The organism is Blastococcus sp. KM273129, from assembly GCF_021698995.1.
In the GTDB taxonomy this organism is placed as follows: domain Bacteria; phylum Actinomycetota; class Actinomycetes; order Mycobacteriales; family Geodermatophilaceae; genus Blastococcus.
Genome location: NZ_SSXB01000046.1, coordinates 1 through 23,000, shown reverse-complemented (window position 1 = coordinate 23,000; position 23,000 = coordinate 1). Strand labels below are relative to the sequence as shown.

The 23,000-nt window shown below is 76.0% G+C and carries 22 protein-coding genes and 1 pseudogene; 16 read left to right on the top strand and 7 right to left on the bottom strand.

Annotated features, from left to right (window positions below; genetic code table 11):
* Positions 1-138: 138 nt before the first annotated feature.
* On the top strand, positions 139-723 hold the full coding sequence (locus E9565_RS13780; RefSeq protein ID WP_236827611.1) for a GNAT family N-acetyltransferase: 585 nt from the start codon (positions 139-141) through the stop codon (positions 721-723).
* On the opposite strand, the gene E9565_RS13775 is transcribed toward E9565_RS13780, so the two are convergent.
* From E9565_RS13775 to E9565_RS13755, 5 genes are all read right to left on the bottom strand, one after another.
* Positions 720-1,841 (bottom strand): uroporphyrinogen-III synthase, encoded by a 1,122-nt coding sequence (locus tag E9565_RS13775; protein WP_236827610.1) that lies wholly within the window; start codon positions 1,839-1,841, stop codon positions 720-722. The two genes, E9565_RS13780 and E9565_RS13775, sit on opposite strands and share 4 nt — an antisense overlap.
* 91 nt (positions 1,842-1,932) lie before the next feature.
* The gene (locus E9565_RS13770) at positions 1,933-3,366 is read right to left on the bottom strand and encodes a PP2C family protein-serine/threonine phosphatase (protein ID WP_236835486.1); all 1,434 of its coding nucleotides are present in this window, start codon (positions 3,364-3,366) and stop codon (positions 1,933-1,935) included.
* Positions 3,363-4,103 (bottom strand): GAF and ANTAR domain-containing protein, encoded by a 741-nt coding sequence (locus E9565_RS13765; RefSeq protein ID WP_236835484.1) that lies wholly within the window; start codon positions 4,101-4,103, stop codon positions 3,363-3,365. The genes E9565_RS13770 and E9565_RS13765 overlap by 4 nt, the downstream gene beginning before the upstream one ends.
* A gap of 116 nt (positions 4,104-4,219) precedes the next feature.
* A complete protein-coding gene (locus E9565_RS13760; RefSeq protein ID WP_236827607.1) occupies positions 4,220-4,825 on the bottom strand; it encodes a uridine kinase in 606 nt (201 codons plus the stop codon).
* Positions 4,804-5,853 (bottom strand): MBL fold metallo-hydrolase, encoded by a 1,050-nt coding sequence (locus E9565_RS13755; RefSeq protein ID WP_236835482.1) that lies wholly within the window; start codon positions 5,851-5,853, stop codon positions 4,804-4,806. The genes E9565_RS13760 and E9565_RS13755 overlap by 22 nt, the downstream gene beginning before the upstream one ends.
* A gap of 52 nt (positions 5,854-5,905) precedes the next feature.
* On the opposite strand from E9565_RS13755, the gene E9565_RS13750 reads away from it, so the two are divergent.
* From E9565_RS13750 to E9565_RS13725, 6 genes are all read left to right on the top strand, one after another.
* Positions 5,906-6,397, top strand: a complete 492-nt coding sequence (locus E9565_RS13750; RefSeq protein WP_236835480.1) for a PH domain-containing protein — start codon at positions 5,906-5,908, stop codon at positions 6,395-6,397.
* 398 nt (positions 6,398-6,795) lie between these two features.
* Complete coding sequence (gene infC / locus E9565_RS13745; protein WP_308191120.1) at positions 6,796-7,371, top strand: translation initiation factor IF-3; 576 nt, start codon at positions 6,796-6,798, stop codon at positions 7,369-7,371.
* A gap of 145 nt (positions 7,372-7,516) precedes the next feature.
* Complete coding sequence (gene rpmI / locus E9565_RS13740) at positions 7,517-7,711, top strand: 50S ribosomal protein L35 (RefSeq protein ID WP_236827604.1); 195 nt, start codon at positions 7,517-7,519, stop codon at positions 7,709-7,711.
* 41 nt (positions 7,712-7,752) lie between these two features.
* On the top strand, positions 7,753-8,142 hold the full coding sequence (gene rplT / locus E9565_RS13735) for a 50S ribosomal protein L20 (RefSeq protein WP_236827603.1): 390 nt from the start codon (positions 7,753-7,755) through the stop codon (positions 8,140-8,142).
* Positions 8,143-8,292: 150 nt separating this feature from the next.
* Entirely contained in the window at positions 8,293-9,087 is a 795-nt protein-coding gene (locus E9565_RS13730; RefSeq protein ID WP_236835478.1) for an RNA methyltransferase, read from the top strand.
* Positions 9,088-9,256: 169 nt separating this feature from the next.
* On the top strand, positions 9,257-9,916 hold the full coding sequence (locus E9565_RS13725) for a TetR/AcrR family transcriptional regulator (RefSeq protein WP_236827601.1): 660 nt from the start codon (positions 9,257-9,259) through the stop codon (positions 9,914-9,916).
* A gap of 70 nt (positions 9,917-9,986) precedes the next feature.
* Here the strand turns inward: E9565_RS13725 and E9565_RS22970 are convergent, their stop codons facing one another.
* Entirely contained in the window at positions 9,987-12,239 is a 2,253-nt protein-coding gene (locus E9565_RS22970; RefSeq protein WP_236835476.1) for an EAL domain-containing protein, read from the bottom strand.
* Positions 12,240-12,497: 258 nt separating this feature from the next.
* On the opposite strand from E9565_RS22970, the gene pheS reads away from it, so the two are divergent.
* From pheS to E9565_RS13675, 9 genes and pseudogenes are all read left to right on the top strand, one after another.
* Complete coding sequence (gene pheS, locus E9565_RS13715) at positions 12,498-13,565, top strand: phenylalanine--tRNA ligase subunit alpha (RefSeq protein WP_236827599.1); 1,068 nt, start codon at positions 12,498-12,500, stop codon at positions 13,563-13,565.
* Entirely contained in the window at positions 13,562-16,024 is a 2,463-nt protein-coding gene (gene pheT / locus E9565_RS13710; RefSeq protein WP_236835474.1) for a phenylalanine--tRNA ligase subunit beta, read from the top strand. Before pheS ends, pheT begins: the two co-directional genes overlap by 4 nt.
* Complete coding sequence (locus tag E9565_RS13705) at positions 16,017-16,820, top strand: SDR family NAD(P)-dependent oxidoreductase (RefSeq protein ID WP_236835472.1); 804 nt, start codon at positions 16,017-16,019, stop codon at positions 16,818-16,820. The genes pheT and E9565_RS13705 overlap by 8 nt, the downstream gene beginning before the upstream one ends.
* A 253-nt stretch (positions 16,821-17,073) precedes the next feature.
* Positions 17,074-18,114 carry an N-acetyl-gamma-glutamyl-phosphate reductase gene (gene argC / locus E9565_RS13700; protein ID WP_236827596.1) on the top strand — a complete coding sequence of 347 codons (1,041 nt, stop codon included), beginning with the start codon at positions 17,074-17,076 and terminating at the stop codon, positions 18,112-18,114.
* A 25-nt stretch (positions 18,115-18,139) separates the two neighbouring features.
* The gene (argJ, locus tag E9565_RS13695) at positions 18,140-19,291 is read left to right on the top strand and encodes a bifunctional glutamate N-acetyltransferase/amino-acid acetyltransferase ArgJ (RefSeq protein WP_236835470.1); all 1,152 of its coding nucleotides are present in this window, start codon (positions 18,140-18,142) and stop codon (positions 19,289-19,291) included.
* Positions 19,288-20,289 (top strand): acetylglutamate kinase, encoded by a 1,002-nt coding sequence (gene argB, locus E9565_RS13690; protein WP_236835468.1) that lies wholly within the window; start codon positions 19,288-19,290, stop codon positions 20,287-20,289. The genes argJ and argB overlap by 4 nt, the downstream gene beginning before the upstream one ends.
* On the top strand, positions 20,286-21,476 hold the full coding sequence (locus E9565_RS13685; protein ID WP_236835466.1) for an acetylornithine transaminase: 1,191 nt from the start codon (positions 20,286-20,288) through the stop codon (positions 21,474-21,476). The genes argB and E9565_RS13685 overlap by 4 nt, the downstream gene beginning before the upstream one ends.
* A complete protein-coding gene (gene argF / locus E9565_RS13680) occupies positions 21,473-22,417 on the top strand; it encodes an ornithine carbamoyltransferase (protein ID WP_236835464.1) in 945 nt (314 codons plus the stop codon). The genes E9565_RS13685 and argF overlap by 4 nt, the downstream gene beginning before the upstream one ends.
* Positions 22,414-22,833 (top strand): annotated as a pseudogene (locus tag E9565_RS13675) (arginine repressor); the annotation flags it as partial. The gene argF and the pseudogene E9565_RS13675, both read left to right, overlap by 4 nt.
* A gap of 74 nt (positions 22,834-22,907) precedes the next feature.
* Here the strand turns inward: E9565_RS13675 and E9565_RS23300 are convergent.
* The gene (locus tag E9565_RS23300) at positions 22,908-22,997 is read right to left on the bottom strand and encodes a hypothetical protein (RefSeq protein WP_236835499.1); all 90 of its coding nucleotides are present in this window, start codon (positions 22,995-22,997) and stop codon (positions 22,908-22,910) included.
* Positions 22,998-23,000 lie beyond the last annotated feature (3 nt).

Here is a 23,000-nt window from a genome sequence, read left to right as displayed (position 1 = left end):
GACGCTAGGAACGGGCCGTTTCCGGACCGCCGCGCCCGTGTGACCTCTCGGGAACGACCCGCTCACCCCCGGAGCGGTCGCGCGGTGAGGCGCGCGCGACCCGCCGGGGCGTCGGTGCGCGGTGCCACGATCCGGGGCATGGCGATCGAGGTGCGGCCGGCGAGCAGCTTCCCCGACGTGGCGGCGGTCCTCGGCCCGAAGCGGCCGGACGCCAACGTCTGCTGGTGCCTCAGCTACCGGCTGGCGACGTCCAAGGAGAACCGGGAGCTGGTGGGGCCGGCGCGCGGTGAGCGGGTGCGGCAACTGGTGGCCGAGGACCCGCCGCCCGGCGTGCTCGCCCACGACGGCGAGGAGGTCGTCGGCTGGGCGGCGGTGCACCCGCGGGCGGGCACGAGCTTCGCCCGCAACCGCAGGATCCCGCACGTCGACGACCTCGACGTCTGGTCGCTGTGGTGCGTCCGCGTCCGCCCGGGCCACCGGGGGCAGGGCATCGCCCACCACCTGGTCGCGGGCGCCGTGGAGCTCGCCCGGGCGCACGGGGCCCCGGCGGTCGAGGCCTACCCCGTGGACAACGACGGGCGGAAGGTCGACCTGACGATGGCCTACGTCGGCACCCGGGCGCTGTTCGAGCGCGCCGGCTTCGTGAAGGTCGCCGACACCGGGTCGGTGCTCGACGGGTTCCCGCGGGTCCTCCTGCGACGCGACCTACGGGCGGAGAGCTAGACCGCGAGCCGGTAACCGCGCTTGACGACCGTCTCCACCAGCGGGGCCCCGAGCGCCGCGCGCAGCCGGGTCACCGCCATCTCCACCGCGTGCCCGTCCCCGCCGCCGGGCAGCGCGGTCACCAGGTCGGTGCGGGGGACGACGCGACCGGGCCGGCGGGCCAGCTCCCGCAGCACCGCCAGCGGACCGGGGGGCAGCTCGACCACCCGGCCGTCGACGACGGCGGCGTGGCCGCGCACCTGCAGCGTGTGCGGCCCCACCTCCAGCACCGGGTCCCGCTCGGGCAGCCGGGCCACCACCTCGCGGGCGAGCGCGCCCAGGCGCGCGCGGGCGGGCTGGAAGGAGTTGATGCCGGCGGCGTCCAGCGGCCCCGCCGTCACCGGGCCGACCGCGACCGCCTGCACCCGGTCGCCGAACGCGGCCACCAGCGCCTCCCGCTGACCGGCCTCCTCGGCCACCCGCAGCAGGCTCGCCGCGGCGGGTGCGCTGGTGAAGGTCACCGCGTCGACCGAGCCGGCCACGATGGCCGCGACCAGGCGGCGCACCGGCGTCACGTCCTCGGGCAGCACCCAGCGGTACACGGGGACGGTGAGCACCTCGGCGCCGGTCTCCCGGAGGCCGGAGACCAGGTCGGGCAGCGGGTCGCCGTGCAGCTGGACCGCGATCCGGCGGCCGGCCAGCGGGCCCTCGGCCCCCGACAGCAGGTGGGCGAGCACCTCGGCGGAGGACTCCGACTCCGGCGACCAGGCGTCGACCAGCCCGCCGCCGCGGATGGCGCCGCGCGCCTTGGGGCCGCGCGCCAGCACCCGGGCGCCGGACAGGTGGGCGACCAGGGGCAGGTCCCAGGCGTCGGCGGCCTCCAGCCAGCCGCGGAAGCCGACGCCGGTCGTGGCGATCACCAGGTCCACCGGCGCGGCGAGCACCCGGCGCGTGGCGGCCACCAGCTCGGTGTCGTCGGCCAGCGGCACGATCCGGATCGCCGGCGCGTGGACCACGCGGGCGCCCCGGCGGTCCAGCAGCGCCCCCAGCTCCTCCTTGCGGCGGGCCGCGGTCACCGCGACGGTGTACCCGGCCAGCGGGAGGTCCGGTCCGGCCGCGTGCTCGTCCTGCTCGATCACATCTCTCCCTCGCGCCGGTGCCCCACCATGGTGCGGCCTCGGGGTTACGGCGGCGTGACGACCCTCCGGGCAGGGCGCGCGACGGCGGTCGTCACGGCTGCTTCCACCGGGCCAGCAGCACGGTGGCGTCGTCCTGCAGGAGGCCCCCCTGGTGCTCGAGGACGGCGGCGGTGAGCCGGCGGACCGTCTCTGCGGGCGGCTGGCCGGCGCTGATGGCGCGGGTGAGGAACTCGGCGAGGCGCCGTTCGCCGAACCACGTGCCGCCGGCGTCCCGGGCCTCGGTGATGCCGTCGGTGTGGAGCGCCAGCCAGTCGCCGGGCTGCAGCATCTCCTCACCCACCGTGAGGTTCCGGTCGCCCAGCCCGAAGGGCAGCCGCCGGCCTCCCTCGAGCTCCTTGACCACCCGGCCGCCACGCAGCAGCACGGGGGCCGGGTGACCCGCGTTGACGTAGCGCAGCCGACCGGACGCCACGTCGACCTCGCCGATGACGCCGGTGACGAACTCGCCACCCGGGAAGTTCTGCGCGACGACGTCGTCGATCGCGCCGGCCTGGTGGAACACGCTGCGGTCGTCCCGGCGGGCGCTGCGGTACCCGGCCAGCGCGGCCGCGGTCACGAGCCCGGCGCGGACGCCGTGCCCCACCGCGTCGAAGATGCCGAGGGAGACCGTGCTCTCGGACAGGGCGTAGTCGAAGGCGTCGCCGCCGACCTCGTAGCTCGGCTCCAGTCTGCCCGCGAGCACGAAGGAATCCGTGGCCGCGGTCAGCGGCGGGAGCAGTTGCCAGATCAGCTCGGCCGAGGGCGACATGGGCCGGACCCGCCGCCGGCGCTCCAGGTCGTCGCCGTATGCCTCGAGCGAGACCAGGACGTGGGCGAGCAGGGAGGCCAGCCACCAGCACTGGTCGCGCAGCGCCGGGTCGTGCAGGTCTGCCTCCTCCTCGACGCGGACCTCCAGCACGCCCAGCCGGTCGGCGCCGTCGAGCACCGGCACCCACAGGCGCGGCCGGCCGTCCCGGTCCGAGGCGACCACCTGGACCGTGCGGAACGCCCGGCCGGCCATCGTGCTGTCCAACCCCAGGCGGCGCCGGTCACCGGACCCCGGGGCGTCGAGCCGCACGAGGCAGCTCTGCGCGTGGTCGATCCGGTGCACGGTGACCTCGACACCGAGCTTCCGGCCCGCGGCCGCGACGAGGGCGGGCAGCCGCTCCGGCGGCGCGGCGCCCGCCACCTCCAGGAGGGTGACGACCGCGGCCAGCGGGCCGCTGGCCGGCCGCCCGGCCCGGAAGGTCCGCGTGTACGGCACCCGGTGGCGGGTGAGGAGCTCGTCGAGCCGCTCGTTGACGGCGTGCGCCAGGAGGTCGTGCTGGGTGTCCGGGACGGGGGCGAGGCCGTTGAGGTAGGCGTCGACCTCCATGAGATCGGCGGTGCCACCGAGCGCGAAGTACCGCACCCACAGCTGCTCCAGGCCCAGATCGGCGTGCGCGTAGCCGGCGGCCAGGGCCGGCTGCTGCGCGTCCTGCGTCACAGCCGGCGGCGGCGGGCGGCCGGGTCGACCACCGCGCGGGCCGCGTCGGCGAGGGCGACGCCCTGGTCGCGGCTCCGGGAGAAGAGCATCCGCAGGGCGGTGTCCTCGTCCACGGAGTGCCGGCCCATGAGCACGCCCTTGGCCGTGCTGACCACATCCCGGTCGCGCACCGCCTGCCGCATGCCCTCGCTGAGCCGCCGGGCCCGGTCGTGGGACTGGACGTTGGCGACGAGGAACGCGGCCTGGGCGGAGAACAGGGTGAGCAACTGCTCGCTGCGCCGGTCGAACGTGCCGGGGTGGTCGGCGTAGACCTTGATGGCGCCGAGCCCGGCGTTCCCGGCGACCAGCGGGGCGCTCAGCGCGGCCCGCAGACCCAGGGAGCTCGCCGCACCGGCCCAACGCGGCCAGCGGCGCTCCCGCCGGAGGTCGTCGACGCGGACCACCTCGCGCGCGGTCGCTGCGGCGAGGCAGGGACCTTCGTCCATCTCGTACTGCAGCGCGTCCGCCGCCCGCACCCGGTCGTCGGTCGACCCGGAGGAGACCCGGTGACGGCCCTCGATCACCGTGACACCGGCCCCGCAGGAGCCCGTGACGCTCTCCTGGGCCAGCGAGCTGAGCAGGCTCAGCGACGTCTCCACCGTCTCGGCGGACAGCAGGAGACCCGACATCCGTGCGAAGACCCCGGCCAGCTCGTCGGTGAGGGGGACGGTGGGGCCTGCGGTTCGCTTGCCGTTCACGAGGTGCCTTCCACGGACGGCGCGCGGCCGCGTTCTCGATCGGCGTCGTCCCCGGTGGCGGGGTACGCAGCGCGGCTGCTCCGCAAACGTCGCCGCCCTGCCGGGCCCACCCGACCTCAGGGCAGCAGCACGAACCCGTCGGCCGCACCGTCCGCCGCACCGTCCACGCGGAGGCCGGCCCGCCGGCGGGTGTCCTCCGCGGCGAACGCGACCGCCTCGGTGACCAGCCACCGGCGCCACTCCTCGGCCATGCCCTGGCCGTCGCGGGCCAGCCCGCGGGCGAGCCGGAGCGGCTCGGGGGCCTCGACCCAGACGCGCGTCGCCGTCCACGGGTCCAGGCGCCGCGAGGCGCTGCCGCAGCCCTCGACGAGCAGGACCGGCGCCGGCGGGACGGGCACGAGGTCGGCGGAGAACCGGCCGGCCGCCCAGTCGTACCGGTGGTACGCGCCCGCCCGGCCCTCCGCCAGCGGGCGGAGCACGCCCGCGGCCAGCCGGGACACCGCGCCGGTCAGCGTCCAGCCCGCGTAGAGGTCGTCCATGTGCACGACCGGCGTCCCGGGCCCCAGCGCCGCGGCGAGCCGGGCCGCGAAGGTGGTCTTGCCGGAGCCGGCCGGGCCGTCCACGACCACCAGGCGGGTGCCGCCGAGCCGCGGGGCGAGGCGGAGCGTGCGGCCGGCCAGCGCGGCGTAGGTCTGCCGGGTCAGCGGACGGCCAGGGTCCACGTGGGTACCGCCCCGCCGTCGCCGACCACCAGCCCCCGGCTGGCGAGCAGCCGCAGGTGCGCATCGGTCTCGGTCACCGCGAAGATCCGCATCCGCCGTGCGTACTGGTCCCACGGCCGCGACCAGGTCAGGTACGCCGCGAGGTCCCACGGCGTCGAGCCGGGGTGCTCGCGGATCGCGCCGAGCAGTTCGGTGAGCCGCCGCTCGTGGTGGGCGGTCAGTGCGTCGGTGCGCTCGGCGAGGCCGCGGAAGCGCCACTCGTGCCCGGGCAGCACCTCGCTCGCGTCGAGGTCGCGGACGGCGGCGAGGGAGTCGAGGTAGTCGCGCAGCGGGTCCGGGGAGCCGCCGGAGGTGCTGGAGACGTTCGGGCTGATCCGCGGCAGCACGTGGTCGCCGGAGAACAGCAGCCCGGTGCGCTCCTCGGCGAAGCAGAGGTGACCGGGCGTGTGGCCGGGCGTGTGGACGGCGCGCAGCGCCCATCCCGGGAAGGCGGCGTGGTCGCCGTCCTCGAGCAGGCGGTCGGGCACGGCCATGCGGTGGAAGCCGGACAGGTTCTCCGCCCCGCCGACGTCGGCCAGCGCCTCCTCGCGGGGAGCGCCCAGCCCGACGAGGAAGGCCACCTCGGTGTCGACGGCGGCCTGCGCCTCCGTGGCGGTCAGCCGGCGGACGGCGTCGGCGTCGGCCGGGTGCATCGCCACCCACGCGCCGCTGGCCTCCCGGACGCGGGCGGCCAGGCCGAGGTGGTCGAAGTGCAGGTGGGTGACGAGCACCCCGCGGACGTCGGTGATCGAGCCGCCGACGGACGCCAGCCCCTCGGTGAGGGCCGACCAGCCGTCCTCGCTCTCCCACCCGGTGTCGAGCAGCCCCAGCCCGCCGCCGGCCAGGGCGAAGAGGTAGACGTTCACGTAGCGCAGCGGGTTGTGCGGGATCGGGACGGGCACCGACCACAGGTCGCTGCGCAGCTGCTCGACCGGGGGGAGGCTGCGCTGCTCCCACGCCGTGCGCTGGGCGGTGCCGGTGGTCTCCACGACGCCGCACTCTGCCAGCCGGGTCCCGGGCGCCGGCTGTCACCATGGGGGCGTGAGCGGTCCCCACGCCCCCCTGCCCGCCGTCTCGGCCGTCCCGCACCGGTTGCGGCTGCTGCTCGCCGTCGTCGCCGGCGTCGTCGCGGTGGTGGGGCTCCTGGTCGCGCTCAGCCTGCCTTCCACGCAGAACTCCGTGGTCGCCTACGGGCCGGTCGACCAGATCGCGATCGCCGGTCTGGGCCTGGCGCTCGCCGCGGGGGTGCTCCTGCTGGGGCGGTCGCGGGTCGACGCCGACGAGCACGGGGTGCGCGTCCGCAACCTCGCCGTCCACCACGAGCTGCCGTGGACGGCGGTGCGGGCGGTGCGGTTCGAGCGGAAGTCGGCCTGGGGGTCGCTCGCCCTGGAGAACGGCGACGAGATCTCGATCCACGCGCTGCAGGCCGCCGACGGCGAGCGCGCCGTCCGGGCCGTCGAGGGGCTGCGCGCCCTGCACGCCGCCGCCCGGGCGAAGGACCCGGTCCGGCCACCGCTGCTCTACGAGGACTGAGCGGAGGACCCCGTCCTCCTCACCCGTCGCGCCGCTCAGCGCGAGCCCCTGGGCGGGGCCGATCCAGCACGGCACCATGCGGCAGGCAGGGGGGAATGCCTGCGGCTGCCGGGACGCTGTAGCATGGGCGAGCCTCCCCGCTACACGAGGCGCGCGAACCACCCAGCGGCCCTGCCCCGGGCCGCTATCCAAGAGGAGCCCGCTCCCACCTGACGCCGTCCAGGCGCCCAGGTCCCGGATCGCGAGAACCGGCCACCGGTCGGCGATCGCGTGCGCACGACCCCACGGGTCGTGGGCCACCGGCGAGTGGGCCCCGTGAGCAGACGCTCGCGGGGCCTTTCCCGTCGGCGCCGGGGTGGGCCAGCGACTCCTCCCACGCAGCAGCGTAAGGAGAGGCCATCACCGAGCCCCGCATCAACGACCGCATCCGTGTCCCCGAGGTCCGCCTGGTCGGGCCCGAGGGCGAGCAGGTCGGCATCGTGTCGATCGGCGAGGCGCTGCGCCTGGCACAGGACTCCGAGCTCGACCTGGTCGAGGTCGCTCCCATGGCCCGGCCGCCCGTCGCCAAGCTCATGGACTACGGGAAGTTCAAGTACGAGTCCGCCCAGAAGGCCCGCGAGGCCCGGCGGAACCAGGCGCTCACCGTCATCAAGGAGATGCGGCTGCGCCTGAAGATCGACCCGCACGACTACGAGACCAAGAAGGGCCACGTCGAGCGCTTCCTCAGGGGCGGCGACAAGGTCAAGATCACCGTGATGTTCCGAGGCCGCGAGCAGTCGCGCCCGGAGATGGGCTACCGCCTCCTGCAGCGGCTGGCCGCCGACGTCAGCGAGCTGGGCGTCGTCGAGTCCAACCCGAAGCAGGACGGTCGGAACATGGTCATGGTGATCGCCCCGCACAAGGGCGCGCAGACCGCGCAGGAGAAGCGCCGGCCCAAGGGCGAGCAGGCCGAGGAGCAGGCGCCGAGCGCCTGACGCAGGACCCTCCCGCCTCCCGCCGCGAGCAGGCTCGCGGCGGGACCGCGCAGGGGGCGGAGACCAGCACCACCGAAGACGGCCGGTGCGTGCGGCAGCCGGGTGCTGCCGCGCGCACCGACACCAGATGACAGGGACCGAGGACATGCCGAAGCAGAAGACCCACAAGGGCACCGCCAAGCGGGTGCGCATCACGGGCACCGGGAAGCTCATGCGCGAGCAGGCGAACAACCAGCACAAGTTCGAGCACAAGTCCGGGACCCGCAAGCGCCGGCTGGACCAGGACCAGGTCGTCTCCCCGGCCGACGCCAAGAACCTGAAGAAGCTTCTGGGCCTCTGAGCGCCCCTCCCACCGACCTTTAGAAAGACAGGAGCACTCACGTGGCACGCGTGAAGCGGGCGGTCAACGCCCAGAAGAAGCGCCGGACGACCCTCGAGGCCGCCAGCGGCTACCGCGGTCAGCGGTCGCGGCTGTACCGCAAGGCCAAGGAGCAGATCCTCCACTCGGCGACCTACAGCTACCGCGACCGCAAGGCGCGCAAGGGCGACTTCCGCAAGCTGTGGATCACCCGGATCAACGCCGCGGCCCGCCTCAACGACATGACCTACAACCGGTTCATGCAGGGGCTGAAGCTGGCCGAGATCGAGCTGGACCGCCGTGTCCTCGCCGAGCTCGCCGTCAACGAGCCCGCCGCCTTCGCCGCCCTGGTGGAGTCCGCCAAGGCCGCGCTCGCCGCGAACCCCGAGGCGACCGGCAAGCAGGCCGCCTGAAGCTAGGACCACCCTGCCCGCCACGCCTCGCACGCTCGGCGCGGACCTGCAGGACGGCCGTTCCAGCACCTCACCTGACGCCGTCGGTGACCGTCCCTCCGGGGCCGGCGCCGGCGGCGTCGGCGTGTGCACGACCACGGAGGAGACCGCGTGACCGAGCCGCTCACCGAGCGCTCCGCGAGGATCGTCGCGGCCCGCAAGCTCACCCGCCGCGCCGGCCGCGACGCCGCCGGGCTGTTCCTCGCCGAGGGGCGGCAGGCCGTCGCCGAAGCGCTGGCCGACCCCGCCGGGGTGCGGGAGGTCTTCGCCACGACCGCCGCGGCGAACGCGCACGCGGACCTGCTGGCCGCCGCGGAGGTGCCGGTACGGCTGGTCACCGACAAGGCGGCCGCCGGCCTGTCGGAGACCGTGACGCCGCAGGGGCTGGTCGCCGTCTGCACGCTGCGCGATGTCGCCGTCGGCGCCCTCACCGCGGCCCCGCCGCGGCTCGCCGTCGCCCTCGCCGAGCTGGCCGATCCGGGCAACGCCGGCACCGTGCTGCGCACGGCGGACGCCTGCGGGGCCGGTGCCGTCGTCTTCGGCGCGGGCTCGGCCGACCCCTACGGCGGGAAGGCGGTGCGGTCGAGCGCGGGCAGCCTGTTCCACCTCGACGTCGTCCGCGGTGCGCCGCTGGGCACCCTGCTGCCGGAGCTCCGCGCGGCCGGGGTGACCGTGCTGGCGGCCGACGGCGGGGGAGAGGTGGAGCTCCCGGCGCTCGTCGCCGGCGGCCGGCTGGCCGGGCCGGTGCTGTGGCTGTTCGGCAACGAGGCCCGCGGCGTGCCCGCCGAGCTCGCCGAGCTCGCCGATGCGCGGGTGCGGATCCCGATGCGGGGCCGCGCGGAGAGCCTCAACCTCGCCGCGGCCGCCGCGATCTGCCTGTACACCACCCAGCTCGCCCAGGGATGAGGCCTGGGCCGGGGGACGGCGTGGGCGGCGACGGCACGCGCCACCGGCCCGTCGGACCGGACCCGGACGCCACGACGGTGTCCCGCGGGCCGCCGGACGGGAGGATGGTGGGCACGGGCAGGCTCCGCCGGGACGACGACCGGGGCCGCGAGGGAAGGTGGCTGCTGCCGTGGAGGACGTGAAGATGGTCGCCGACGCACCGGCGACCGCACCGACGGACGGACGCCGGTCCCGCTGGACCGAGCACCGGCGTGCGCGCCGGGAGGACCTCGTCGGGGCGGCCGTCGAGGCGGTCCGCCTGGCCGGCCCGGACTTCTCCGTCGACGACGTCGCACGCAGCGCCGGGGTCTCCAAGACGGTCATCTACCGGTACTTCAGCGACAAGGACGAGCTGATCGACGCCGTCCTCGAGCGCATCTCCCAGGCCATCCTGCTGCCCCGGCTGCTGGGCGAGCTGGCCGCCGACCGCGCCGACGGCCGCGCGCAGCTGCGGGCGGTGATCGCCGCCTTCGTGTCGCTCATCGAGGACGAGCCGGCGCTCTACCGGTTCGCCTACGCGCAGGCGGGCCGGGCGGGCCGGGCGGACCTGGTCGCCGCCACCGAGCACGCCGTCGCCACCGCGCTCGGCGGCCTGCTGGCGGCCCGGCTGGCCGACGCCGGCCGCCCGGCCGACGGTGCGATGACCTGGGCCTACGGCGTGGTGGGCATGGTGCAGCTGGCCGCCCACTGGTGGTCGGGGGACCGGAGGGTCTCCGCCGCCGAGCTGGTCGACCAGCTGACGGACCTGGCCGACGGCGGCCTGGGCAGGTTGCTGCCGCCGCGGAGCTGACCGGAGGAGGCCGCTGAGGTCGCTCCCGCACCGGCCTGCTCGACGCCGGCGCCCGGAGGCCGGCCGGGGGTCAGCTGGGCGAGACCGGCAGCCGGCCGGCCGCGCGCTCGGCGACCACCAGCAACCCGGTGACGTCGTCGCCGTCGGCGGGGAAGCAGGCGCCGCCGGTGCTGACCTCGGTCACCACGGGGGCGCCGGCGAGCAGGACGGGCCCGCGTGCGGCCTGCGCCAGCTCGGTCCGGACGCGGTCCGACTCCCGGCCGGCGCTGCCGGCCGCGAGCCCCGGCAGCACGACGACGAACGAGTCCCAGGCCCAGCGGGCCACCAGGTCGCCGCGGCGCAGCCGGGCGCGGAGGCGCTGCCCCGTGGCGGCGAGCAGCTGCTCGGCGGCGGTGGCCCCGTAGCGCTCCTCGATCGACGCGAACGCGTCGAGGGCCACCACGACCAGCGCCACGGCGTCGCCGGCGCACCGCGCGTTCCACAGCGCGGTCTCGGTCTGCTCCTCCACGTGCCGGCGGGTGGCGAGCCCGGTGAGCGGGTCGGTGACCGACAGCTCCTCGATCCGGGCCAGGTACCCGCGGGTCCGGTCCCGCTCCTGCTCGAGCGCCCGCTGCGCCAGCACCTGCTCGGTGACGTCGACCTGGACGCCGATGTATTGGACGACGGCCCCGGTCGCGTCGGTGACGGGCGCCAGGTGCAGCTCGTTGTACCAGGGCGTGCGGTCGGGGCCGCGGTGGTTCAGCAGCACCTCGCGGCACTCCTCGCCGGCGGCGATGGCGGCGCGGATCCGCGCCACGGCCCCCGGGTCGGTGTCCGCCCCCTGCAGGAACCGGCAGTTGCGGCCCAGCAGCTCCTCGGCCGGCATGCCGGCGAGCCGGGCGAAGGCCGGGTTGATGTAGACCAGCGGCTGGTCGGGGAGCCGGACGTCGACCAGGCACACACCGCTCGGCGTCGCCTCCAGCGCCCGGCGCACGAGCGCCGGGTCGCCCAGCAGCTGCTCGCCCAGGACCGCCGGGGCGGCGGCCGGGGTGGCGGCCGTCGCTGCGGTCCGCGCCGGCGCGGCACCGTGGGCGCGCGGGACCACCCGGCCGAGCAGGCTGCGCGCCGCGCGGACCGCGACGTCGCGGTCGTAGGTCAGCGCGTACTCGAACTCCCGCTGCAGGTCCGGCCCGGGCGTGCCGAGGTCGCGGGCCAGCAGGGCGACGCTGAAGTGCGGGGCGAGCACCACGACGTCCCACTCGCCGCGCACCGGGTCGCCCGGGGCCAGGTCGGCACCGCGCAGACCGGGCAGCGGCTCGGTGGGGAGCCCCTCGCCGAGGGCGCACACGAAGCCGGTGCGCTCGACCAGGTCGCGGTAGCGCTGCGTCGTCGACGGGGTGAAGTGCCGCGCCTCCTGGAAGGTCGCGGTGACCACGCAGGTCTCGCCGAGCCGCAGCGCCTCCCGCTCCAGCTGCTTGCTGAGCTCGATGAGCAGCGCCTTGGGGGAGCGGCGCAGCGGGGTGCCGGCGGGCAGGCAGGCGAACGGGGAGCCCGGCTCGACCTCCGTCGCGGTGTCCTGGACCGGCGGCGGCAGGGAGCCGAGCGGCCGGTCGCAGGCGGGCTCGGGCGCGGGGCGGCCGAACAGCCAGCCCTGGCCGAGGGTCGCCCCGAGCGCCCGGGCCATGGCCAGGTGAGCGTCGTTCTCGATGCCCTCGGCGAGCACGGCGGCGCCGGAGGTCTGCGCATAGGCGTTGACCGCGTTCATGATCTCGGCGATCGCGGGGCCGGGGCGCTCCTGCACCAGCCGCAGGTCGAGCTTGACCACGTCGGGGCGCAGGATCGGCATGAACGCCAGCGACATCGCGTCCGCGCCGACGTCGTCGAGGGCGACGCCCCAGCCCAGCTCGCGGACCCGGGCGACGGTGCGCAGCAGCTCCGCCGGGCGGGTGGCCAGCGCCCGCTCGGTGATCTCCAGGACGACGCGCATCCCGCCGGGGGCCTCGGCGGCGATCGCCAGCAGCTCGTCCAGGGGTGCGGTGTCGAGGACCTCCGGCTCCACGTTCATGAACAGGGCGAGCGGCGCGGGCAGCCCGTGCCGCACGGCGCCGGAGAAGGCGGCGACCCGGCAGGCGGCGTCCAGCTCGGCGAGCGCGCCGGCCTGGCGGGCGGCGGCGAAGAGCAGGTCGGGGCGCTGCAGCGGGCCCTCGGGGCCCCGCGCGAGGGCCTCGTAGGCGACCACCGCGCCGGTGTCGAGCTCCACGATGGGCTGGAAGACGCTGCGCACGCCGCCGGGGCGGAGGGCGGCGGCGAGGGCTGCGTCGGTGTCGGGGCGCACAGGGCTCACGGAGGCGTATTCGGCCCCGGGCGGTCCGGGCCGAAGCCGAGCGGGCCCTGCCTGCCCCGAACGGGTGGTCGACCGGGCAGCGGGCCCGGGCCCCGGCCACGATCAGCCGGACCTGATCATGCGCGTCCTCCCTCGGCGTCCGCGGTGAGGGAGGACGCCGTGCGATGAGGGAGGACCCGGCTGCCCGGGGCGCCGTCGTCGTCACCCCACCGGAACCCAGGCGCGCGCGGGGGCGGGCGCCGGGCAGAATGGCGTCCCGTGTCTGGCGCCAACGATCCCTACGACCCCAAGCAGGTCGCCGCCCTCTCGCCCGAGGCCCTCGACGAGGCGGTCCGCGCCGCGCTCGGGGCGTTCGCGGCGGCCGCGGACCTGGAGGCACTGGCCGCCGCCCGCCCGGCCCACCTCGGCGACCGCGCGCCGGTGCTGCTGGCGCGGCGGGAGCTGGGCGCGTTGCCCCCCGCCGCCCGCAGCGACGCCGGCAAGCGCGTGAACGCCGCCCGGGTCGCGGTCACCGAGGCCTACGACGCCCGACGGGCCGAGCTGGAGGCCGAGCGCGACGCCCGGGTGCTGGCCGAGGAGCGGGTCGACGTCACGCTGCCGTGGGACCGCACCCCGCGCGGCGCCCGGCACCCGCTGACGACGCTGGTCGACCGGATCGCCGACATCTTCGTGGGCATGGGCTACGAGGTCGCCGACGGGCCGGAGCTCGAGGCCGAGTGGCTCAACTTCGACGCGCTCAACTTCGGCCCGGACCACCCGGCCCGCTGGCTGTCCGACACGTTCTTCGTCGCACCCGAGGACTCCGGCCTGGTCCTGCGCACCCACACCAGCCCGGTGCAGGCGCGCACGATGCTGGAGCGGCAGCCGCCCATCTACGTCGTCGCCCCGGGGCGCGTCTACCGCACCGACGAGCTCGACGCGACGCACCTGCCGGTCTTCCACCAGGTGGAGGGCCTCGCCGTCGACCGAGGGCTCACCATGGCGCACCTGCGCGGCACGCTGGACCACCTGGCCCGTCAGCTGTTCGGCCCGGACGCCCGCACCCGGTGGCGGCCGCACTTCTTCCCCTTCACCGAGCCCTCGGCCGAGTTCGACGTCTGGTTCCCCGAGCACCGCGACGGCCCGCAGTGGGTCGAGTGGGGCGGCTGCGGGATGGTCAACCCCCGGGTGCTGCGCGCCTGCGGCGTCGACCCCGACACCTACACCGGCTTCGCCTTCGGCATGGGCATCGAGCGGGCGCTGCAGTTCCGGTCGGCCGTCTCGGACATGCACGACATCGCCGAAGCGGACGTCCGCTTCACCAGCGTCTTCGGAGTTGAGCAGTGAAGGTCCCCGTCAGCTGGCTGTCCGAGCTCGTCGACCTCCCGGCCGGCACCACCGTCGAGGAGCTCGACGCCGCCTTCGTGCGGCTCGGCTTCGAGGTGGAGGACGTCGTCCGCCCGCCGGTGACCACCGGCCCGCTGGTGGTGGGCCGGGTGCTGGACATCGAGGAGCTCACCGGCTTCAAGAAGCCGATCCGCTACTGCCAGGTGGAGGTGGGGGAGGCCGAGCCTCGAGGGATCGTCTGCGGCGCCCGGAACTTCGCCGTCGGCGACCTCGTGGTGGCCGCGCTGCCCGGCGCCGTGCTGCCCGGCGACTTCGCCATCGCGGCGCGGAAGACCTACGACCACGTCTCCGACGGGATGATCTGCTCGGTCCGCGAGCTGGGCATCGGCGAGGACCACGCCGGCATCCTGGTGCTGGGGCAGGCCGGCTACGTGCCGGGGACCCCGGCCGCGGACGTCCTCGGTCTGGACGACGTCGTCTTCGACCTGGAGGTGACGCCGGACCGCGGCTACGCCATGTCGATGCGCGGGATCGCCCGCGACCTGGCCGGTGTGCTCGGCGTGACCTGGCGCGACCCGGCCGACCTCCCGCTGCCCGGCTGGGCGGGAGCGCCGGCGTGGGAGGTCACCGTGGCCGACCCCGACCGCTGCGACCGGTTCTCCATGCTCGCCGTCGAGGACCTCGACCCGGCCGCGCCCAGCCCGTGGCCGCTGCGCCGCCGGCTGGCCCAGTGCGGCATCCGCAGCATCTCGCTGGCCGTCGACGTCACCAACTACGTGATGCTCGAGCTCGGCCAGCCGATGCACGCCTTCGACCGGGCCACCGTCACCGGGCCGATCACGGTCCGCCGGGCGACGGCGGGGGAGCGGCTCACCACCCTCGACGGCGTCGACCGCGCGCTCACCGACGACGACCTGCTCATCACCGACGCGTCGGGCCCCATCGGGCTGGCCGGCGTCATGGGCGGCGCGTCGACGGAGATCGGCGACACGACGACGGCGGTGCTGCTGGAGGCCGCGCACTGGGAGCCGACCGGCATCTCCCGCGGCGTGCGCCGGCACCGGCTGCCCAGCGAGGCCGGCAAGCGCTTCGAGCGCGGCACCGACCCGGAGGTCACCGTCGTCGCGCTCGCCCGGGCCGCGGCGCTGCTCGCCGAGCACGGTGGCGCCCGCATCGTCGGCGCGCCGGTCGACGTCGACACCCGGGCCCCGCGGCCGGCGATCGCGCTCGACGCCGGGCTGCCGGGCCGGATCGCCGGCGTGCCCTACACCCGCGACCAGGTGCTCGAGGTGCTGACCGCGGTCGGCGCCGAGGTGTCCGGCGACGGCGACGCCCTGCACGTCACCCCGCCGTCCTGGCGCGGCGACCTGCAGGAGCCGGCCGACCTGGTCGAGGAGGTCGTCCGCTTCCGCGGCTTCGACGAGATCCCCTCGATCCTGCCCACGGCCCCGCCCGGCGGCGGGCTCACCGAGCGGCAGCGCCGCCGCCGCAGCATCGGCCGGGCGCTGGCCGAGGCCGGCTACGTGGAGGCCCCCGCGTTCCCCTTCACCGGGCCGGCGCAGCTCGACGCGCTGGGGCTGCCCGCGGACGACGACCGGCGCCGGGTGATCACCGTGCGCAACCCGCTGTCGGAGGAGGCCCCGGCGCTGCGCACCACGCTGCTGCCCGGCCTGCTGGCCGCCCTCGCCCGCAACCTGGCCCGGGGGCTCCGCGACGTCGCCCTCTTCGAGCACGGCTCGGTGTTCCCGGGTGGGGACGGGACCCCGGCGCCGCTGCCCGGCGCCGACCGCCGTCCGGACGACGCGACGCTCGCGGCGCTGCTGGGTGCGGTGCCGGCGCAGCCCTGGCACGTCGCGGTGGCGCTCACCGGGCAGCGCGAGCCCCGCGGCTGGTGGGGACCGGGCCGGCCGGCCGCGTGGGCCGACGCCGTGCAGGCCGCCCGACTGGTGGCCGCGGCCGCCGGGGCCGAGCTCACCGTCGAGCAGGCCGAGCAGGCCCCGTGGCACCCCGGCCGGTGCGCCGCGCTGCTGGTCGGCGACCGGGTGGTCGGGTACGCCGGCGAGCTGCACCCCAAGGTGTGCGAGGTGCTGGGCCTGCCCGCCCGGACCGCCGTGATGGAGCTGGACGCCGACGCGTTGCCGGAGCCGACGGTGCCGCAGGCCCGGTCGATCTCCACCTTCCCGCCGGTGCGGATGGACCTCGCGCTCCTCGTCCCCGAGGACCAGCCGGAGGACCGGGTGCGCCGGGCGCTGCGTGGCGGGGCCGGCGAGCTGCTGGAGGACCTCCGGCTGTTCGACGTCTACACCGGCAGCTCGGTGCCCGGGGGGCAGAAGTCGCTGGCGTACTCCCTGACCTTCCGGGCGCCGGACCGGACGCTCACCAGCGAGGAGGCCCGCGTGGCGTTCGACGCCGCGGTGGCCGCAGCGGTGGCCGCCAACGGCGCCCAGCTCCGTGGCTGAGCCGGCGGGGGTCGCCCTCGTCACGGGCGCCTCGACCGGGATCGGCCGGCACCTGGTGGAGGGGCTGGCCCGGCGCGGGATGGCCGTGGCCGGGCTGGCCCGGGGCGGGGAGCGGCTGCGCGTGGCGATGGCCGAGGTCGCCGAGGTCACCGGGGGCCGCACGCTGGCCGTCGCGGCCGACGTCACCGACCAGGCGTCGGTCGAGGCGGCGGTCGGCGAGGTGCGCGAGCAGCTCGGGCCGGTCGACCTGCTGGTGAACAACGCCGGCCTGGTCGACGAGGCCGAGGTGCCGCTCTGGGAGGCCGACCCCGACCAGTGGTGGGGCGTCGTCACCAGCCACCTGCGGGGCAGCTTCCTGCTCAGCCGTGCGGTGGTCCCGTGGATGCTCCTGCGCAACCGCGGGCGGGTGGTCAACCTCGCCAGCGGCATGAGCACCCGCGCCAACCCCGACTACTCCGCGTACTCGGTGGCCAAGACCGGGCTGATGCGGATCACCGAGTCGCTCGCCCTGTCGCTGGAGGGTTCCGACGTCCGGGTCTTCGACGTGGCGCCCGGCGTCGTCGACACCCCGATGACCCGGTCGATGCGCATGTGGCAGGGCTTCACCGACTGGACACCGCTGGAGGAGGTCGTGGGGATCGTCGCCGCGATCGCCGGGGGTGAGCTCGACCAGTGGTCCGGCCGGTTCGTGCGTGCGGGCAAGGACGACCTCGAGACGTTGCGCTCCACCACCCCCGAGGGCGCCGCCCGGCAGCTGCGCCTGCGCCCCTACGGCGGGGGCGACCCGCTCGCCTGACCACCGCTCCTTCGCCGGGTGCGCGGATGCTCGTCGCGTCCGCGCTCGGGTGCCTCGTCGTCGTGACCGCCGTGCTGGGGCGGGCGACGTGGGGCGGACCGCGGGGCGTCCGCCTCGGTGCTCTTCGGCGTCCCGCCCGCCGCCTGGGGAACCCGGCGGGACCGGCCGCGGCCGTTGCGGAGCTGACCTCCGTCCGGGGCGGCGCCCCGCGCCCCGGTGAACGGTCATGCATGGTGATGTATGGTCATGCATCGTGAACGCAGCGCAGACGTGGACGGTCGGGGTCACCGGCGCCACCGGGTATGCGGGGGGAGAGGTGTGCCGGCTGCTGGCCGGGCACCCGAACCTCCGGCTGGCCGGGGTGCACGCCAACTCGAGCGCCGGCCGACGCCTGGGTGAGCTCCAGCCCCACCTGCTTCCGTTCGCGGGCATGACCGTGCAGCCCAGCGACGCGGCGAGCCTCGCCGGCTACGACGTCGTCGTCCTGGCGCTGCCGCACGGGGAGTCCGCCGCGATCGCCGACCAGCTGCCCGCCGAGACCCTGGTCGTCGACTGCGGCGCCGACCACCGGCTGAACGACCCGGCGGCCTGGGCCCGCTGGTACGGCGGGGTGCACGCCGGCACCTGGCCCTACGGCCTGCCCGAGCTGCCCGGCCAGCGCGAGAAGCTCGCCGGGGCCACGCGGGTCGCCGTCCCCGGCTGCTACCCGACCTCGGTCACCCTCGCGATGGCCCCGGCGCTCGCCGCCGGCCTGGTCGAGCCCGACGTCGTCGTGGTCGCCGCCAGCGGCACCAGCGGGGCGGGGAGGTCGCCCAAGGCCCACCTGCTCGGCAGCGAGGTCATGGGTGCGGCGAGCGCCTACGGCGTCGGGGGCGTGCACCGGCACACGCCGGAGATGGTCCAGGGCCTGACGCAGGCCGCCGGCGCGCCGGTCGGGGTCAGCTTCACCCCGACCCTGGTGCCGATGAGCCGCGGCATCCTCGCCACCTGCTCGGCGCCGCTGCGGCCCGGGGTCGACGCCGCGGCCGCCCGCGCCGCGTACGAGCGGGCCTACGCCGACGAGCCCTTCCTGCACCTGCTGCCCGAGGGCCAGTGGCCCACGACGGCGCAGGTGCTCGGCGCGAACACCGTCGCGCTGCAGCTGGCCGTCGACGCCGACGCGAACCGGCTCGTCGTCGTCGCCGCCGTCGACAACCTCACCAAGGGCACCGGGGGCGCGGCGGTCCAGTGCGCCAACATCGCCCTCGGCCTGCCCGAGACCACCGGCCTCCCGGTCGTAGGAGTGGCACCGTGATCCCGTCCGCACCAGAGGATGCCCAGTGACCGTCACCGCCCCCCGGGGATTCAGCGCCGCCGGCGTCGCGGCCGGCCTCAAGTCCTCCGGCGACCCGGACGTCGCCGTCGTCCTCAACACCGGCCCCGACGACGCCGCGGCCGCCGTCTTCACCACCAACCGCTTCCCGGCCGCGCCGGTGCAGTGGAGCCGCCAGGTGCTCGCCGGTCAGCGGGCGCGGGCCGTCGTCCTCAACTCCGGCGGCGCCAACGCCTGCACCGGGCCCGAGGGCTTCCAGGACACCCACGCCACCGCCGAGCACGCCGCCGCGGAGCTGGGTCTCGGGGCGATCGACGTCGCGGTGGCGAGCACCGGCCTGATCGGCGTCCGGCTGCCCATGGCGAAGCTGACCGCGGGCGTCACCGCCGCGGCGCAGGCGCTCTCCGAGGACGGCGGGGGCGCCGCGGCGCGGGCGATCATGACCACCGACAGCGTGCCCAAGACGACGGCGCAGCAGCGCGCCGGCTGGACCGTCGGCGGGATGGCCAAGGGCGCCGGCATGCTCGCCCCGAGCCTGGCCACGATGCTCGTCGTCCTCACCACCGACGCCTCCGCCGACCCCGACGTGCTCCAGCGGGCGCTGAAGGCGGCGACCGCGGTCAGCTTCGAGCGGGTCGACTCCGACGGCTGCCTGTCGACCAACGACACCGTGATCGTGCTGGCCAACGGCGCGTCCGGCGTCACGCCGGCCGAGGACGAGCTCACCGCGGCGCTCACCGCGGCCGCGACGGACCTGGCGATGCAGCTGCTCGCCGACGCCGAGGGCTCCACCAAGGACATCGCGATCACGGTCCGGAACGCGGCCAGCGTCGAGGACGCCCTCACCGCCGGCCGGGCCTGCGCCCGCAACAACCTGCTCAAGACGGCGCTCTTCGGCAACGACCCCAACTGGGGCCGGGTGCTCGCCGCGATCGGCACCACCGACGCCGCCTTCGAGGCCGACCGGGTCGACGTGACCATCAACGGCGTCACCGTCTGCCGCGGCGGCTCGATCGGCGACCCTCGCGAGGGCGTCGACCTCACCGGCCGGCGGATCACCATCGACGTCGACCTGGGCGCCGGCGCCGAGCAGGCCACGATCTGGACCAACGACCTGTCCATCGCCTACGTGCACGAGAACTCGGCGTACTCCACATGAGCCAGCAGGACCCCACCCCGCCCGACGTCCGCATCGAGGAGCCGGCGCCGCCGCCCAAGCTGCCCCGCCGGGTCGGCACCAGCCGCGTCATGCGCCGCCACGACCCCGAGGGCGACGCCGCCAAGGTCGCCGTCCTCACCGGCGCGCTGCCCTGGCTCAAGGAGTTCCACGGCAAGGTGGTCGTCATCAAGTACGGCGGGCACGCCATGGTCGACGACGAGTGCCGGCGTGCGTTCGCCGACGACATGGTGTTCCTCCGGACCTGCGGCATCCTGCCCGTGGTCGTGCACGGCGGCGGGCCGCAGATCACCGAGATGCTCGGCCGGCTGGGCATCGCGAGCGAGTTCCGCGGCGGGCTGCGCGTGACCACGCCCGAGACGATCGACGTCGTCCGCATGGTGCTCACCGGTCAGGTCGGCCCCGACATCGTCGGCCTGATCAACCAGCACGGACCGATGGCGGTGCACCTCTCCGGCGAGGACGGCGGCCTGTTCACCGCCCGCCGGACGACGGCGGTCGTGGACGGCGAACCGGTCGACATCGGGCTGGTCGGCGACATCGCGGCCGTCGACACCACCCCGGTCGCCGCGCTGCTGGAGGCCGGGCACATCCCGGTCGTGGCGAGCGTGGCCCCGGACGCCGACGGCGTCGTGCACAACGTCAACGCCGACACCGCCGCCGCCGCGCTGGCCGCGGCGCTGGGCGCGGTGAAGCTGGTCGTGCTGACCGACGTCGAGGGTCTCTACGCCGACTGGCCCGACCGGGGCTCGCTGGTGCAGCAGATCGACGCCCGCGAGCTCGCGGAGATCCTGCCGTCGCTGGACGCCGGGATGATCCCGAAGATGGCCGCCTGCCTGCGGGCGGTCGAGGGCGGGGTGAAGCGGGCGACCGTCGTCGACGGCCGCACCCCGCACGCCCTGCTCCTGGAGACGTTCACCACCGAAGGCACCGGGACGATGGTCGTCCCGGCGAAGGACCAGGAGGAGGGCACGGCATGACCACGCGCACGGAGGAGCTGGCCCGCCGCTGGTCGGCCGTGATGATGAACAACTACAAGGCGCCGCCGGTCGCGCTCGACTCCGGCTCCGGGGCGTCCGTCACCGACGTCGACGGGCGGGAGTACACCGACCTGCTCGGTGGCATCGCGACCACCATCCTCGGGCACGCGCACCCCCGGGTGGTCGAGGCGATCAGCACCCAGGCGGCCAAGCTCGGCCACGTCTCCAACCTCGCCATGCACGAGCCGGGCATCCGGCTCGCCGAGCGGCTGCTGGAGCTGGCCGGGCGGCCCGGGCGGGTCTTCTTCTGCAACTCCGGCGCCGAGGCGAACGAGGCGGCGTTCAAGGTCAGCCGGCTCACCGGCCGCACCAGGGTGGTCACCGCCGAGGGCGCCTTCCACGGCCGCACGATGGGCGCGCTCGCGCTCACCGGCCAGCCGTCGAAGGCCGCCGCCTTCGCGCCGCTGCCCGGTGGGGTCTCCTACGTCCCCTACGGCGACGCCGACGCCCTGCGCGCGACGGTGTCGGCGGAGACGGCCATGGTGCTGCTCGAGCCGATGCTGGGCGAGGGCGGCGTGCTCCCCGCGCCGGCCGGCTACCTTCCCGTGGCCGCGGCCGCCGCGGCCGATGCCGGCGCGCTGTTCGCCGTCGACGAGGTGCAGACCGGGATCGGCCGCACCGGCTCGTGGTTCGCGCACCAGGCCGAGGGGCTGCAGCCCGACGTCATCACCCTGGCCAAGGCGCTCGGCGGCGGGCTGCCGATCGGCGCGATGCTCGCCTTCGGCGACGCCGCGGAGCTGCTCACCGCCGGCTCGCACGGCTCCACCTTCGGCGGCAACCCGATCGCCGCCGCGGCCGCGCTCGCCGTGCTCGACACCATCCGCGACGAGGGGCTGCTGGAGCGTGCCAAGGAGCTCGAGCACCGGTTCACCGCCGGCATCGAGGCGCTCGGCCACGCCGGCATCAGCGGCGTCCGGGGGAGGGGCGCGCTGCTCGGCGTCGTCCTCACCGCCGACGTCGCCCCCGCCCTGGAGGCGCAGCTGCGCGCGGCCGGTTTCCTGACCAACGCGGTCGCCCCCGGCGTGCTCCGGCTCGCCCCGCCGCTGGTCCTCACCGACGCGCAGGTGGACGCCTTCGTGGCCGCGCTGCCCGCCGCCCTCGACACCGCTCTGGAGACCGACCAGTGACCCGGCACTTCCTCAAGGACGACGACCTCACCCCGGCCGAGCAGGCCGAGGTGCTCGCCCTCGCCGCCTCGCTCAAGGCCTCCCGGCACACCGACCAGGCGCCCACCCCGCTGCGCGCCGCCAACGGGGTGCCGCGGGCGGTCGCCGTGCTGTTCGACAAGCCCTCCACCCGCACCCGGGTGTCCTTCTCCGTGGGGGTCGCCGAGCTCGGCGGCTACCCCCTGGTCATCGACGCCGGCAGCAGCCAGCTCGGCCGCGGCGAGCCGATCGAGGACACCACCCGCGTGCTCGACCGGCAGGCCGCCGCGATCGTGTGGCGGACCTTCGGCCAGGACCGCATCGCGGCCATGGCCGCGGTCAGCCGGGTGCCGGTGGTCAACGCGCTCACCGACGCCTACCACCCCTGCCAGATCCTGGCCGACCTGCAGACGGTGATCGAGCGCAAGGGCTCGCTCGCCGGCCGGTCCATGACCTACCTCGGCGACGGCGCCAACAACATGGCGCACTCCTACCTGCTCGGCGGTGCGACGGCGGGCATGCACGTGCGGATCGGCTCACCGGAGTCCTTCCGGCCCCACCCCGAGGTGCTGGACCGCGCCGCGCGGATCGCCGCGGGGACGGGCGGCTCGGTCGCGTGGACGCCGGATCCCGCGGCCGCCGCGGACGGGGCCGACGTGCTGGTCACCGACACCTGGGTGTCGATGGGGCAGGAGGACGAGTACGACACGCGCGTCGCGCCGTTCCTGCCCTACGCGGTGGACGCCGCGGCGCTCTCCCGCGCCGCCGACGACGCCGTCGTCCTGCACTGCCTGCCGGCCTACCGCGGCAAGGAGATCGCCGCAGAGGTGATCGACGGGCCGCGGAGCGCGGTCTGGGACGAGGCGGAGAACCGGCTGCACGCGCAGAAGGCCGTGCTCATCTGGCTCCTGGAGCGCGCATGACCGCTGCCCTCAATCGCTCGGCGCGCCAGGCGCGCATCCGCGAGCTGATCGAGGCCCGGCCGATCACCTCGCAGACCCAGCTGGCCGTGCTGCTGGCCGAGTCGGGCATCGAGGTCACCCAGGCCACCCTCTCCCGGGACCTGGAGGAGCTCGGTGCGGTGAAGCTGCGCGGCTCCGACGGCGCACCGGCCTCCTACGTGCTGCCGCCGGAGAACGCCCCGCTGCGCCCGGCGCAGGCCGCGCCCGCCCGGCTCACCCGCCTGCTGGCCGACCTGCTGACGGCCGCCGAGGGCAGCGCCAACCTGGCGGTGCTGCGCACCCCACCGGGTGCCGCCCAGTTCCTGGCCTCGGCGCTGGACAAGGTCGGCCTCCCCGACGTGCTGGGCACGATCGCGGGCGACGACACTCTCCTCGTGGTGTCCCGCGAACCCGACGGCGGCCCCGCGCTGGCGGAGCGGTTGCGGGGCATGGCCGCCCGCACCCCCGCCGTCTACCCCGAGCTGCACAGCACGTCGGGGAGGCCGACCTTGTCCAGCGCCGAGGCCAGGAACTGGGCGGCACCCGGTGGGGTGCGCAGCACCGC